The following is a 13,372-nucleotide window of genomic DNA, read 5'->3' as shown; positions in this document are numbered from 1 at the left end:
GAAAAAATGTAGGCAATTGAACATTAAGACAATTGGTGCTGCAACCACATTAGATGAGGCGATAGCGATTGAAAACGCTGGTATAGATGCTGTTGTAGCCTACTGGTATTGATGCTGGAGGTCATAGAGTTTCATTCTTGGATAAGCCAGAAAATTCTTTGGTAGGGACATTTTCCTTGATTCCACAGGTGCTGACCATGTAAAAATCCCTATCATAGCTGCTGGAGGAATAGTTGATGCTCGAGGAGTTAAGGCAGCTTTTACTTTGGGGGCAGATGCTGTACAGATAGGTACGGCATTTCTGGCTACTGAGGAATCAGGCACAAGTAATATCCATCGAAAAAAATTGTTTTCAACTGACGCACGATATACAACTTTAACTAAATTGTTTACAGGTAGATTATCTCGAGGACTCAGAAATCGATTAACAGAAGAACTAAAAGATTATCAGAATTCAGTTGCTCCTTATCCATTGCAGGGGAAGATTGTTGGTAAACTTGGAGCATATCCTGCAAATACAGAATCAAATCCAGATTTTAAGTCCTTTTGGGCTAGTCAAGCTGCTCCCCTATTAAAATATCATCATGTCAATGAAGTTATTGAAAACATTGTCAATGAAATGGACAAATAAAAAAAGCCTTCAGTCGAGCGGAGGGCACTGAAAAAGTCTCAACTTTTTAATGAGATTTAAAGAAATGACTGAGTACAGGATTTATCTTACTCGGTCATTTTTGTTCTAGGGATTTCTGAAAATTTGTTTTTTAATGGTTTTATTGAAGGTTTAATCGACCATGAGTGGCTATTTAGGCTTTCAGAATCTCAAATCCATTGATTTTGAGGTAATATTCCTCCTTTTTAGATCAATTTCAGGATTCTTTTCAAGTTTACCGTGAAGATGGCCATTGCACCCTGCATTTCCATATTTTGGATGCCATAGGAATCTGCTCTTCCATAACCATGGACATTCTTGAGCTCACTGTTCTTTGCCTCGATCTTATACCTTTCCTTAGACTTGCTCCGGTAATGATAGGTTTGCTGGAAAGCCATCTGCTCTTTATGGAGTTCGGATTTAATGGTTATCGAATAGGTCTTTGTTTTTGACCCATCCTTATAACATCCTTCCCTGAGAGGGCAAACCTTACATCTATCCACATCGAAGTAATACGTGTCTGCTTGATTTTTACCTATGTTCTTTTTGCCCTGACGGGCCTTCCGGATTGCTAGATGGCCAGCCGGACAGACAAACATCCCCGCATCTTTATTGTAGTGAAAGTGATCGCTTTCTTTCCTGGATCCCTGGCTGACTGCCGGTTTCAATTTAGCGATGATATCAATGTTCTGTTCTTTTGCCAGCCGTAGATTGTCCTTTCCAGAATATGCGGCATCGCCTATAATCGTGTCCACTTCCATTCCATTCTGCTGGCTGATCTCCAATAATCGGGGCAGTTCCGGACCATCACCTTTCTCGCCTGTAGTAACGACCGCTGCTGTGATGATGCGTTCCTCGGTCATTGCCAGATGTGTTTTATAGCCAAAGAAACTACTGTCCATTGATTTATGTCCAAGCCTGGCTTCACCATCTTTTGAGAGCAGATAGTATTCCTTTGTGTCCTCGATGGTTTCCTTCAACAGGTTCAACTTCTCTTTTACAGCCGGTATTTCACTGATAGATTGATCCTGATCCAGCACTCTCTGTAATTCCCTGCAATAGGCAAGCTCTTGGTCCAGGTCGTTGGACTCGTTCTTTTGTGGTAGGCGCCCTTTGTAGTCCTCATCGATCTGATATATTGCTTTCCTCAACAGCTTGGATCGTTCCTTGAGCACTTCCAGTGCTGTGTATGGGTTCGATCTGCAATGGGTATGTGTGGCATCTACGATGATGGACCTTGATTTTATAATACCCTTTTCAAGAGCGATCGTTACGGTCTTATTGATCAACAGGTTCAATAGGTCCATGTCCTTTAACCGTAGCTTACGGAATTTGGTGAGCGAACTTGGATTGATCACATCCTCCTCAGGGGCCATTTCCAGAAAGTATTTAAAGGACATGTCATATCTGGAACGATCAACGACATCAACATCCGAAACGGTGTAGATCGTCTTTAACAGAAGGTACTTGAACATCTTGATGGGGCTCTCTGCTGTACGCCCATTGGTCTGGCAATACTTCTCCAAAAGTTCCTCATGTATAAAACTGAAATCGATAAGATCGTTGATTTTGCGAAGTAGATTGTCTTTTGGAACAATGATATCGTACAATCCCGAATAGGAACTGAACTGAATTTTTTGTTGGGTAGAAAGCATCCTGATGTCCGTTAAAGCCTACTTTAAGATACGAAAAAAGGAGCAGAAAACTGTTGTTTTCCACTCCTTTTTTTAGCCCATTCTAAAAGAGGACTTTTTCAGTGCCCTCGTCGAGCGGCCGAAGACTTTATTAACTAAACTTAATCAATAAACATCTGTGATGCTTATTTGAAATACCCAAACATTCCAAATTTTCAAGGTTTTCCCCCTTGAATGTGGAGAGAAGAATATAGGGTTTAACAATTAGTGTGATTTTAGATAAATAAAAACTATGATTGATTGGTTTTAAATTACGCTCTATTCCATATTGAATGTTTACATATTAAGCAATTGAAGATTGGTTTTTTAATCCTATTGTCTTTTCGAGAATTTGCTTTGCATCTTCTAAAAAACGACTGTTTTCTTGATCCAACCTATTATAAATGGTTCTAATGTTGTTCTCAAGCTGAACCTTAATATTATTCCATTTCTGTTCTGATTGTTCTTTTATTTTTTCAGAAGGAGAACTCAGATCTTCGAGATATTTTTCTTGCAAAAAATTATAGGCAACAATCGTATTAATATAATTCGACATGGTTGGGTCGTAAGAATCTACATTATTGTTCAACAGTTGTTGATTGCTGAAAGTATTATTTTGTAAGGTTGACATAATCGGATTCTTGAGGTTAAAATAATATTCAAGCTATTACTCTCTTGATATATCAAATTTAAGGACTCAATCATTCAGTAGCTAGAGCGAAAAAACTGAAATTTAGGATTCAGTATTTATACGCAATCACTTATTTTTTGGGGACGAATATTTCATTGGCTAAGGCATATATTACTAACCCAACAGTGTTTTTCAATCCTAATTTATCTAATATCCGCTGTCTGTGACTTTCCACAGTACGCTTACTGAGAAACAATTGTTCAGCAATTTCTATATTGGTATATTCTTCACAGATCAAACGGATCACTTCAATTTCTCGTTCTGTCAATTGATCTTTTAGGTCAAATGATACTTTTTTATTTGGATTGTTTAGATATTGATGCAGTAATTGATAATCTGAGGCTGAGACATATACTCCAGTTTGATATACAGTTTGAATTGCATTTTTTAATGTTTCGGTATCAATTACTTTAGGAAGAAAACCAGAGACTCCAAGCTTCAACATATGACCAATCATATTAGATTTATAATGAGAAGAAAGGATCAGGATCTTAACCTTAGGAAAATTTGGTAAAATTTTCTCTACCAACTCAAGCCCTGAGATTGGTTCCATCTGAATATCCAAAAGTAGAATATCTGGAATGTCAATTTCAGGCAAGCTGTAGAAATCATCAATTAATGTGGATGAATCACTGTTTTTATAAACAACCTTACAATTTGGAATTCTTTCAATAAGCAGACTCAATCCTTCAATAAACAATGATTCATCATCCATTAATGCAATTTTAATCTCACTCATAACCTTCATGCTTAGAGAAAACCATAATTAACCTTGTTCCCTTTCCAACTGCCGAGCTCAGCTTAGATTTACCATTCAGTAATTCTACCCTTGTATTCATATTCGAAAGCCCCATTCCTTTTTTATTATCCATGGAAAAACCCCTCCCATTATCTTTCAATAAAAAGGATATGTGCTTATCTGTATCTCTGATATAAATTAGCAATTTGTTTGCATGGGCGTGCTTAATAGTATTATTTACAAACTCCAGGATTATTCTATAGACTTGAACTTCAAAGCTTAAAGGTCTTTCAGTATATGGCCGCAATAAGAATAACTTATAATCATATCCGATAAGATTACTTTCCATTTCTTCTAAAGTGAGTACCAATCCAAAATATTCTAGGTTCACAGGATACATTCTATGGGATATCTCACGCGTAGTATCTATTAATGCGTCCAGTTTTTCTCTAAAAATCAAAAAATGATCAGAATCCAATTGTTCCTGAAAACTGTTTAAATTAAGCTTAAGCACTTGCAATTTATTACCTAGTTCATCATGCAGTGTCCTAGCAATTCTTTTTCTTTCTTCTTCTTGCGTATTGATTGCCAATGCCTTCGAATCTACCTCAAATTGCAATTCCTGTTGATGTCTCAAATTATTCTCCTCTTGTATTCTCTTATAATATTGATTATACAATAAGAAAACAAATACGACAATAATAATTGCCAATATCAACAATATAGAAATTTCATATATCTCTATATAGATTTTCGCGTAGAGTAGAAATAATAAAGGCATACGGCATATAAACTACAAGACAATATATTATTGATGGACCATAAATATCCAGCATATTCTATGTTCAGAGATTGCAATTGATTTAATACAAGAAATAATATCGTTGATACAAAATAATAAAGAAAGAGGGCAAATTGCACATAAAACAATTTCTTAGAGTGGTTTTGATAACCTGCTTTTAAAGAAAAGAGCAGACATCTTCCGAGTTCAAGCACAATAATAATATTCGATATTGGTTTGATCCATTTCATCCATAAAATGGGTTGGAATTCATTGAACACTGAAGCGGCAATCAATAAAAGGAATATTCCCAAATATAATTTTGAGAATTGATTTTTATGAGGTGCAAGACTGTTGGTGAAATTTGTTAATAGTAAGAGTTCACCAGCTACAAAAATATTAAATAGGAATTTCATATCTGTAGCATACAGAAGGTAGATAAAAAGTTTCGAGATGATTTCAATTGCCAACAAAAACATCAAGAACATCCTTAGATTTCTTCCTGGGTCAGAATATTTAAAATGGTCTTTAATATTCCATATACTTGCCAAGAATAACATGACGTTAGAAATCCCTATGGTCACGTATAAAAACAACATAATTAATCTTCTTGAATCGTTAATTTATCCTTATCTCGACAGAATGGCGGGCATGGCTGTGACCAGTTGAAAACATTACTTTGAACAGATAACAAGTTAGAATTTTCAAATAGTTCACTTTCATCCTGTACAAAAATGATGGTCGGAAGGAATTGATTATAAACTTTGGAATATTTAAATGCAAATAATGCGATTACATCACATTCTCCGGCACCGATATCTTCAATCGGAACGGTAAACATATTGAAAATCCCTGCTCCTTTTGACTCACTAACCTGTTTAAAGAACCAGTCAGCAGCATTATTTCTCCAATCTTCAATTTCTTTTAAAATATGATCTTGACATTCAATATCATGTGATGGAAGAGGTAATTTTTCTTTGTTAATTTTAGAAATAACTTTTAAATCTTTCGAAAGGATTGCAATTTTAGTCAATGTAGTGACTTCTTTTTCTACAAATCTCAGTTCCCTATCAAGCTCTGTTAAGTATGAAAATGGATATTCTTGGAGTTTGACATCTGCACCTGAGGCATCAATAGGAGAATAAATTAAAACAGCCTTGCGTTCATGTACTCCGATAAAAATATGAAAGTAATCTGCTTGGTTGTTTTTCTTAATCCATTGAATATCTTCCCTTGTAATTACGAAAACATTATTAGATGGAAAAAGCCGTAAAACTTCATTTAAATTTTTTTTAGAAGATTGCCACTTTTTTGAGTGCTTTCTGACAGTCTTTTCTAGTTAGCATGATTGATTAGTTTAATTGTATAAATATACATAATCTATACCCTGTCAAGCAATCAACCCATCCTATTATTTAAATTACAACATATTGATTATTAATAATTTATAGAATTATAATTATTCAATTTATAGATTTTGATATCATAATATTTTATAATTAATTTTAATAGTTAATCCAATGGATTAACTATTAAAATTCGTTTATATCTCGTAATGGAAAAAAATTTAATATGAAACTCTATCCTCACCAAAAAATCAATTTTAAAGTTTTAATTTAAAATCTTGTCCATTTTTCATCTGAGTCATTGGATTCGATAATTTTATCAATAAATTTCATTCCTCGGATTCCTTCTTCTATTCCTGGATATTCAGGGAAATCCACCTCTTGTTTATCTCCGTTAATTTTCCTTCAAGAGTCTTACTGCAAAAGACTGATAGATGTTTGCAAATGCTTCCAGATATCCCTTCCTGGATGACCGGTTGGTGTTCGCGTAAATGCTGAAGTATATTTTGCTAAGGGATAGCCTTGGTTTCCACCGGTTCTATAAATCTGTATTGGTTGATCCACCCATTTCACCAGGGAGTGTATTTGGTTCTTCCTGTCCTCCATTCCAATCCAGCTTTTTCTCCATATATCCTTAATTTTAGGGCATTTTCTTCACCGGTTGCTACTTGGGAGGCACTTAAAACACCAGTTGCCCCGTCTTCAAACTTAAGCAATACATCGCCGTCATCATCCAATAGCCTTCCTCGCCATAAATATTGAGGTTTGCGCATAGATGTGTAATTTTCAATCCTGAAACATGTTCAGCAAGGTGTGCAGCATGCGTACCTATATCTGCCATACAACCACTTTTACCACTTCTTTGAGGATCTGTTCTCCATGCTGCCTGTACACTGCCTGTATTTTCAATTCCTTTGCTCAACCATCCTTGTGGATATTCCACCATGATCTTACGAATTTTACCGATCTTATTTTCCTTGAACAAGTTCTTTTGCTTGCTTCACCATTGGATATCCTACATAGGTATGTGTCAGACAAAGCATCATGCCTGTTTCTTCCACAACCTTTGCCAATTCCTCTGCTTCTTGGAGTGTAAATGTAACTGGCTTATCTATAACAACATGAAAGCCATTTTTCAACGCAAGGACTGCGGGTTCAAAATGAACGTTGTTTGGAGTAACGATCGACACAAAATCCATTCTGATATCTTCTGGCAATTCCTTTTCTTTCTCTATCATTTCCTGAAAAGAGGAGTAAACTCGATCAGAAGGTAGTGCAAGATCTTTCCCAGAATCAATTGCAACATCTGGCCGAGAACTGAAAGCTCCACAAACCAAATCAATTTTTCCATCTAACAGAGCAGCAGATCGATGTACTGCTCCAATAAAAGAACCTTGTCCGCCACCAATCATTCCCATTCTCAATTTTCTATTTTCCATAATCAAACATTTAAACCAGTATTTATCGAAATTCAAAATTGTTTTTTAAAAAGGTGAAGGACTAACTGATGTCCATCCACCATCCACCACTAAGGTCTGTCCAGTAATATGTCGGGCTTCATCACTCACCAAAAACAAAGCTGCCTGTGCTATATCATTAGGACTTGCAGCAGAGCCAATTGGGGTTAAATTAGCCCAGGTTCGAACATAATCAGGATCTTCCAATGTTCTTTCGGTCAATGTGGCTCCTGGTGCTATTGCATTCACATTAATTCCATAAGGTGATAATTCAAGGACCAAATGCTTAGCCAACAACTCAATGGCTGCTTTAGTCATCCCATAAGCAGCAAGATCTTTATGCGCCTGATGTCCTGTAACTGAAGAAGTGAACAAAATCGATCCTTTCTTTTTATTATCGATCAAATATTTGCCTGCAGCTTGAGCCAAGAAAAACGCTCCACCAATATTTACTTGTAAAACTTTATATAGATCCTCCGGCTTATAGTCCAAGAAACCACCGAATAATGTAATTCCAGCATTTGCCATTACAATGTCCAGTGAATTCGTCCGAGCGATAGCAAATTCCACAAGTTCCTTATTAAAATCAGCTTCAGCTACATCACCAGAAAAAGGTATACAGGTGCCTAACTGAGAAATTTCATTGGCTGCTTTCTCGCTTAGTTCCAGGTCCACGTCATTTAAGATTACCGTAGCACCTTCAAGAACTAAACATTTGGCTATTTCATAGCCAATACCCTTGCCCGCACCAGTAACTATTGCTGTTTTATTAGCAAATCTTTTTTTATCCATTCTTATTTAATTATTAATGTGAATCTCTTAACACTTCACTGCCAGATCCCCCTTTTAAAAAGTCTAGGTCAGCTCCTAAATGCGATTGTTCAACATGATCCACATATAATTTGCAATATCCTCTTGTATATTTATTAAGGTCTAACTTTAAATTTTGTTTTCTTTTTGCCAATTCCTCATCTTCTACTAAAAGATTCAATTGTCTAGCTTCTACATCAAGTTCAATCATATCACCATTCTGCACAAAGGCTAACATCCCACCTACTGCTGATTCTGGTGAGATATGTAGAACAACGGTTCCAAACCCAGTCCCGCTCATTCGACCATCTGAAATCCTTACCATATCGACAACACCTTTATCCAATAGTTTTTTAGGGATTCCCATGTTACCCACCTCGGGCATTCCGGGATAACCTTTAGGTCCTACATTTTTTAGGACCAAAACACTGTTTTCATCAACATCCAGGTCTAAAGAGTCTATTTTAATTTTATAATCCTCTATATCTTCAAAAACAACTGCTTTTCCAGTATGTTTCATGAGTGCTGGAGTTGCAGCAGAAGGTTTTAATCACAGCGCCATTTTCACATAAATTCCCTTTCAATACTACAATGCCGGACAATGGATTGAAAGGATTTTCCACTGTTGATATCACTGTTTCATTAAGGCTCTTCTGGTTTGAGCAATTATCTGCAATCGTTTTCCCATTAACTGTCAGTGCATCTGTATTCAGGAATTTTTGGATGCTATTCATGACCGCAGGAATCCCACCCGCATAATAAAGATCCTCCATAAAGAATTTTCCTGAAGGCTGTAGATTAGCAACTAATGGAACCCCCTTAGAATATTTGTCAAAATCTTCAAGATCAAGCTCGACTCCTATCCTACCGGCGATAGCCATCAAATGAATAGCAAAGTTGGTAGACCCACCAATAGCAGCATTTACCATGATTGCATTTTCAAAAGCCTCGCGTTTCAAGATTTTGGACATTTTTAAATCCTCCTTAATCATTTCAACAATTCTTCTTCCTGACATTCTTGCCAATACTTTTCTATTCGCATCGACTGCAGGGATTGCAGCATTTCCTGGCAATGTCAATCCTAATGCTTCCACCATACTTGCCATAGATGATGCCGTACCCATTACAGCACAATGACCCGCACTCCGACACATTCCTGCCTCTGCTTGATTCATTTCCTCTTCTGTTATTGTGCCTTGTTTGGAAGCATCAGCAAAACGCCATACATCACTAGTACCTATATCCTTTCCTTGAAATTTACCAGTTAACATTGCTCCTCCAGAAACTACCAATGTAGGGAGGTCAACACTGCAGGCCCCCATCACCAAAGATGGAGTTGTCTTATCACAACCACATAACAATACCACACCATCAATTGGATTTGCCCGGATAGACTCTTCAACATCCATGCTCGCCAAATTCCTGAAAAGCATGGCCGTTGGTTTCATCAATGTTTCCCCAAGTGACATCACGGGGAACTCAACAGGAAATCCCCCTGCTTCTAAAACTCCCTTTTTTACGGCCTCCGCCAGATCACGGAAATGAGCATTACATGGGGTTAGTTCAGACCAAGTATTACAGATCCCAATAACCGGCTTTCCTTCAAACATATCTGCAGGAATCCCCTGATTCTTCATCCAGGCACGATAAATAAATCCGTCCTTTCCTTTTCTACCAAACCATTCTTTACTTCTGAGTTTCATAATTAGGTGTTTAAAATTTCTTATTAAATGTTTTCATCTCCATTCCTTTGGAGTCCATCTGAACCATAAATACTTTTCCACTATCAGGATATTTTTCCAATTCAGTATCTGTCAGTCCTTTTCTTGAACTTGTTATAAATAAGGTGTCTAAATTTGGACCTACAAATGTACATGATGATACATGGGGAACAGGCAGATCGATTTTTGCAACCATTTTACCAGTATCAGTATCATAACCTACAACAGCAAATCCTCCCCAAATGGCTACCCATAATACCCATTTAAATCCATTGCCATCCCATCCGGAAATCCAAGGTTTTCAGAAATCTGAATCTGCCTAGATGTAGCCCTCCATTCATTATTGTATTGATTGTACTCTTTAATAATGCGACTCCCACTATCAGTATGATACATATTATTCCCAATAGGAGTCCAACAGGGACCATTTGAAATGCTCACCTTCTCCAAAATTTTAATAATCTCGCCGTTGGGTTTTAAACAAAATAAATCTCCTGCTCCTTCTTCATGATCAATATGAGTTGTACTGAACCATATATTTCCATCTGGATCTACTGCTCATCATTGCAGCGAGTTTCTTTCCAGTCTATATCCAGATCATTAAATACTATACAGGAATTTTTATTTAGATCATATTCTGCAAGACCTCCTTGTATAGTTGCCATCAAAAAATCATTTTGTCCTTCAATTTCAAATATGGCAGAAACCATTTTTGCATTAGGATAAGTAAAAACTTGTTTTTGATTCCAATTATATTCCAGGATTTGATCAGAAAGAATATCAACCCAAAAAACTGATTGACGCCCCATATGCCAAATAGGTCCCTCACCATGTTGGTTAATGGGAGAATGCAGGGTTTCAATCGTTTTTTGTGTATACATAGTTTAGTTTATTTTGATACTTGGGTGATATAATTTACGGATTCTTTTACATCTTTTAAATTATCTTCCCAATCATGTTCACATTCTATGAAAACATAACCATCGAATTGTTGCCGTTTAAGTTCTTCAAAGATTTTGGGATAATCTATAACTCCAGTGCTGATATTGACATCTGTTGCATTTAGGTTTCCAAATGAGTCTAAATCCTTTACATGGACGCTAATTACATTTCCTTCTACTTTTTTCAAACATTCTACAGGGTCCAATCCACTACGTACCCAATGCCCTATGTCAGCACAGATTTTCAGATTTTCTCTATCTTTAATAGCTGCCAATGCAGAATCTGGATGCCAATATTTACTTAATCCTTTGGCATGCTCATGTATGGCGAACTTCATTTGATATTGACCAGCCATTCTGTTGATATCATCTAGAAATTGAGGGTCAGGTTCACCAACCATAAATTTTAATCCAATTTTTTTTGCTTGATCAAATAGATGCTTCCATTCTTCTAGAGTCTTGGCATCAGCATAGATAGACGGCATGGTCATCTTGGTTGAATCTAAGGTTTTCTTAAGTTGTCCAACTTCTTCATCAGATAGGTCCAACAATCTTTTTGTTCCAAATTGTCCTCCCAGTTCATGGAATGAAAATCCCTCCACTAAATTAACATCTGCTGACTTAGCCTTTTCCACGGCATCAACAAATGAAAATTTATTGAAAGAGTATAAAGCAACTCCAATTTTGATGTTTGAAGGAGTTTCCTTTTTTATCTCAAAACAACTGACGGTGAATATTGAAATACATATTAATAACAGATTAAAGGTAATATATTTTAAGCTATTAATTTTCATGACATTTGTGGTTTAGGCTGCTGCAAAAAATTGCGAGCAATAATTGTATATCATTAAAAATACATAATAAAAAAACACCTTTATAAAGTTTAAAGGTGTTTTTATGAAATAATTTAGATACTTATAAATTATTTAAGTCTTCAGTTTATCAATAGATTCAAATGCGCCGCTTTTTTTCAACAGCCACATTCCCAATTTTTCCTCAGCTACTCCTTCTTTGATTTTATAAGTAAAAATAGGGAGTCCTTCTGGGTCACTTTCAATATTCATTTTGAAAAACCCTATGGATGGAATATGTTCCAATTCTTTTGAAAGTTCAGTTATATGGGATGAAACAATTACATAAGGTCCGTCTACAGAGGCAAGATTTTCAAGCACTCTCAAGATTGCGTTTGAGGCATCGCTGTGGTTAGTCCCCTTAAAGAGCTCATCTAGGATGATGACGGCATTTGAATCTTTGGGCAATTGGTCAACTATGGTTTTCAGACGCATGGCCTCTACATAAAAGTGACTATAGCCAAGTTCTAGATTGTCCTGTAAATTAATACTTGTAAATACTCCATCGATTAAATCCGTTTTTATAGATTCCGCAGGAACAGGAAATCCAATATGCGTAAGATAAAGAGCCGTTGAAATGGTTTTTATAATAGAAGATTTTCCGGCCATATTTGCCCCTGTCAAAAACCAAATCTTTTTGTCCCTCTCCATTCTGACATCGTTTACCACTGGATTTTTATGAAAGATATGATATACACCATTCATTTCTATAACACCAGTTTCGTTTTTTGGAAACACCTCTGGATAGCAGAAATTATGAGCTTTAGAGACTTTGGCAACAGAAAGGAAAGCATCGATTTCATAAAAGAATTCAATTATCTTCTTGATTTTAGGAGCCAATGTGTATCGGATCATTTTATCAAAATTCTCAATATTAAATATATTGATCCTTAATTTATCAGCATCATATTTCTTTTTCTTAAAGATCATGGAAAGACAATCTTCAATCAACTGAATTATATTTTCAACATCTGGATAGGCTACATCTTGATTGATTTTCTTATAATAATTCTGACATTTTATCATAAAATCACAGGCTTCTTGTATGGATCTCTTTTTATAATAATATGCTGGAGTTCTGACGCCTATAAAATCCATAAGCGTTAATGAGGCCGCACGTCCAGAATGTGATGATTTCACATATTTCTCTAAATCCTTTACTATCACCCGATAAAAAAGGAAGTCTTCATCTGCAACAGGTTCCAATCGGCGGATTTTGATCTGCCTATCCTTAATAATATTGACATCTAGCACGGGGTTGTAAAAGATATCCATTAGGTAGAACATACCTCCATCAGTGATGGTATTGTCAAAAAATTCTAAAATGGTACGGCTATGTCTATCCCGGAGTTGAATGTCTTTTAGAGTTTGTTCATCAATTAAAAATTTATCGCTCATAATATGTGATTTGACAGATGCAGGTTTTATAAGGTATTCAAACAATTTTTTGATGTATAATTAAAAATACAATTTTCAAATTAGGAAATGGTGATAATATTGTTTTATTATTATTTGTACCCAAAAAAAATCAGCCATCCATTTTTTATAAATGATGCAAACGGATTAAAAAATGCACAGGTAAAATTTAAAAAATGTACAATCTTATGTTTTTATAGAAGTAATAGTTCAGTTTTCACCTTTATTTTCTAATAAATTTTAAAAAACACAGCACTTAACTATTTAAATTTTAAACTATTACTCTTTGTTTAACTT

At 35.8% G+C, this 13,372-nt stretch carries 16 protein-coding genes and 1 pseudogene; 1 reads left to right on the top strand and 16 read right to left on the bottom strand.

What is annotated here, in order from left to right:
• Positions 1-169 precede the first annotated feature (169 nt).
• Complete coding sequence (locus FGL31_RS23305) at positions 170-631, top strand: NAD(P)H-dependent flavin oxidoreductase (protein ID WP_197734393.1); 462 nt, start codon at positions 170-172, stop codon at positions 629-631.
• A 224-nt stretch (positions 632-855) separates the two neighbouring features.
• Here the strand turns inward: FGL31_RS23305 and FGL31_RS08935 are convergent, their stop codons facing one another.
• From FGL31_RS08935 to FGL31_RS08870, 16 genes and pseudogenes are all read right to left on the bottom strand, one after another.
• Positions 856-2,304, bottom strand: coding sequence for an IS1182 family transposase (locus FGL31_RS08935; protein ID WP_138090679.1), 1,449 nt, complete (start codon positions 2,302-2,304; stop codon positions 856-858).
• Positions 2,305-2,626: 322 nt separating this feature from the next.
• Positions 2,627-2,953 (bottom strand): hypothetical protein, encoded by a 327-nt coding sequence (locus FGL31_RS08930; RefSeq protein ID WP_099371361.1) that lies wholly within the window; start codon positions 2,951-2,953, stop codon positions 2,627-2,629.
• A gap of 130 nt (positions 2,954-3,083) precedes the next feature.
• Positions 3,084-3,752 carry a response regulator transcription factor gene (locus FGL31_RS08925; protein WP_197734152.1) on the bottom strand — a complete coding sequence of 223 codons (669 nt, stop codon included), beginning with the start codon at positions 3,750-3,752 and terminating at the stop codon, positions 3,084-3,086.
• Positions 3,745-4,464 carry a sensor histidine kinase gene (locus tag FGL31_RS08920; RefSeq protein ID WP_171017592.1) on the bottom strand — a complete coding sequence of 240 codons (720 nt, stop codon included), beginning with the start codon at positions 4,462-4,464 and terminating at the stop codon, positions 3,745-3,747. The genes FGL31_RS08925 and FGL31_RS08920 overlap by 8 nt, the downstream gene beginning before the upstream one ends.
• Positions 4,465-4,493: 29 nt before the next feature.
• A complete protein-coding gene (locus FGL31_RS08915) occupies positions 4,494-5,132 on the bottom strand; it encodes a hypothetical protein (protein ID WP_138090672.1) in 639 nt (212 codons plus the stop codon).
• A 2-nt stretch (positions 5,133-5,134) separates the two neighbouring features.
• A complete protein-coding gene (locus tag FGL31_RS08910; RefSeq protein ID WP_138090670.1) occupies positions 5,135-5,566 on the bottom strand; it encodes a hypothetical protein in 432 nt (143 codons plus the stop codon).
• A gap of 882 nt (positions 5,567-6,448) precedes the next feature.
• A complete protein-coding gene (locus tag FGL31_RS29790) occupies positions 6,449-6,652 on the bottom strand; it encodes a Gfo/Idh/MocA family protein (RefSeq protein WP_394366135.1) in 204 nt (67 codons plus the stop codon).
• Positions 6,559-6,825 carry a Gfo/Idh/MocA family protein gene (locus tag FGL31_RS25085; RefSeq protein ID WP_232046475.1) on the bottom strand — a complete coding sequence of 89 codons (267 nt, stop codon included), beginning with the start codon at positions 6,823-6,825 and terminating at the stop codon, positions 6,559-6,561. The genes FGL31_RS29790 and FGL31_RS25085 overlap by 94 nt, the downstream gene beginning before the upstream one ends.
• Positions 6,826-6,847: 22 nt before the next feature.
• Positions 6,848-7,318: a Gfo/Idh/MocA family protein gene (locus tag FGL31_RS25080; RefSeq protein WP_232046472.1), complete on the bottom strand. Its 471-nt coding sequence runs from the start codon at positions 7,316-7,318 to the stop codon at positions 6,848-6,850.
• A gap of 45 nt (positions 7,319-7,363) precedes the next feature.
• On the bottom strand, positions 7,364-8,128 hold the full coding sequence (locus FGL31_RS08900; protein ID WP_099371367.1) for an SDR family NAD(P)-dependent oxidoreductase: 765 nt from the start codon (positions 8,126-8,128) through the stop codon (positions 7,364-7,366).
• A gap of 13 nt (positions 8,129-8,141) precedes the next feature.
• Positions 8,142-8,666 carry an IlvD/Edd family dehydratase gene (locus tag FGL31_RS27690; RefSeq protein WP_262709072.1) on the bottom strand — a complete coding sequence of 175 codons (525 nt, stop codon included), beginning with the start codon at positions 8,664-8,666 and terminating at the stop codon, positions 8,142-8,144.
• The gene (locus FGL31_RS08895) at positions 8,635-9,849 is read right to left on the bottom strand and encodes a dihydroxy-acid dehydratase (RefSeq protein WP_262709071.1); all 1,215 of its coding nucleotides are present in this window, start codon (positions 9,847-9,849) and stop codon (positions 8,635-8,637) included. The genes FGL31_RS27690 and FGL31_RS08895 overlap by 32 nt, the downstream gene beginning before the upstream one ends.
• 10 nt (positions 9,850-9,859) lie before the next feature.
• Positions 9,860-10,383: pseudogene (locus tag FGL31_RS27685) on the bottom strand (SMP-30/gluconolactonase/LRE family protein).
• A 35-nt stretch (positions 10,384-10,418) separates the two neighbouring features.
• Entirely contained in the window at positions 10,419-10,748 is a 330-nt protein-coding gene (locus FGL31_RS27680; protein ID WP_138090664.1) for an SMP-30/gluconolactonase/LRE family protein, read from the bottom strand.
• Between the two features lie 8 nt (positions 10,749-10,756).
• On the bottom strand, positions 10,757-11,602 hold the full coding sequence (locus FGL31_RS08875; protein ID WP_138090662.1) for a sugar phosphate isomerase/epimerase family protein: 846 nt from the start codon (positions 11,600-11,602) through the stop codon (positions 10,757-10,759).
• Between the two features lie 132 nt (positions 11,603-11,734).
• Complete coding sequence (locus tag FGL31_RS08870) at positions 11,735-13,057, bottom strand: MutS-related protein (RefSeq protein WP_138090660.1); 1,323 nt, start codon at positions 13,055-13,057, stop codon at positions 11,735-11,737.
• Positions 13,058-13,372 lie beyond the last annotated feature (315 nt).

Origin of the sequence: Sphingobacterium daejeonense (assembly GCF_901472535.1) — a bacterium.
Lineage (GTDB): Bacteria > Bacteroidota > Bacteroidia > Sphingobacteriales > Sphingobacteriaceae > Sphingobacterium > Sphingobacterium daejeonense.
Note: the sequence above shows the minus strand (reverse complement) of the source record. Positions and strands in the feature narration are given on the sequence as shown.

What these genes read in the sequence shown, in the direction of transcription:
- FGL31_RS08935 (WP_138090679.1), bottom strand. Translation starts at nt 2,304, where the DNA reads ATGCTTTCTACCCAACAAAAAATTCAGTTCAGTTCCTATTCGGGATTG.
- FGL31_RS25080 (WP_232046472.1), bottom strand. Translation starts at nt 7,318, where the DNA reads ATGGAAAATAGAAAATTGAGAATGGGAATGATTGGTGGCGGACAAGGT.
- FGL31_RS08930 (WP_099371361.1), bottom strand. Translation starts at nt 2,953, where the DNA reads ATGTCAACCTTACAAAATAATACTTTCAGCAATCAACAACTGTTGAAC.
- FGL31_RS29790 (WP_394366135.1), bottom strand. Translation starts at nt 6,652, where the DNA reads ATGCGCAAACCTCAATATTTATGGCGAGGAAGGCTATTGGATGATGAC.
- FGL31_RS08870 (WP_138090660.1), bottom strand. Translation starts at nt 13,057, where the DNA reads ATGAGCGATAAATTTTTAATTGATGAACAAACTCTAAAAGACATTCAA.
- FGL31_RS08875 (WP_138090662.1), bottom strand. Translation starts at nt 11,602, where the DNA reads ATGAAAATTAATAGCTTAAAATATATTACCTTTAATCTGTTATTAATA.
- FGL31_RS08925 (WP_197734152.1), bottom strand. Translation starts at nt 3,752, where the DNA reads ATGAGTGAGATTAAAATTGCATTAATGGATGATGAATCATTGTTTATT.
- FGL31_RS08895 (WP_262709071.1), bottom strand. Translation starts at nt 9,849, where the DNA reads ATGAAACTCAGAAGTAAAGAATGGTTTGGTAGAAAAGGAAAGGACGGA.
- FGL31_RS25085 (WP_232046475.1), bottom strand. Translation starts at nt 6,825, where the DNA reads ATGGTGGAATATCCACAAGGATGGTTGAGCAAAGGAATTGAAAATACA.
- FGL31_RS27680 (WP_138090664.1), bottom strand. Translation starts at nt 10,748, where the DNA reads ATGTATACACAAAAAACGATTGAAACCCTGCATTCTCCCATTAACCAA.
- FGL31_RS08915 (WP_138090672.1), bottom strand. Translation starts at nt 5,132, where the DNA reads ATGTTGTTTTTATACGTGACCATAGGGATTTCTAACGTCATGTTATTC.
- FGL31_RS08900 (WP_099371367.1), bottom strand. Translation starts at nt 8,128, where the DNA reads ATGGATAAAAAAAGATTTGCTAATAAAACAGCAATAGTTACTGGTGCG.
- FGL31_RS27690 (WP_262709072.1), bottom strand. Translation starts at nt 8,666, where the DNA reads ATGAAACATACTGGAAAAGCAGTTGTTTTTGAAGATATAGAGGATTAT.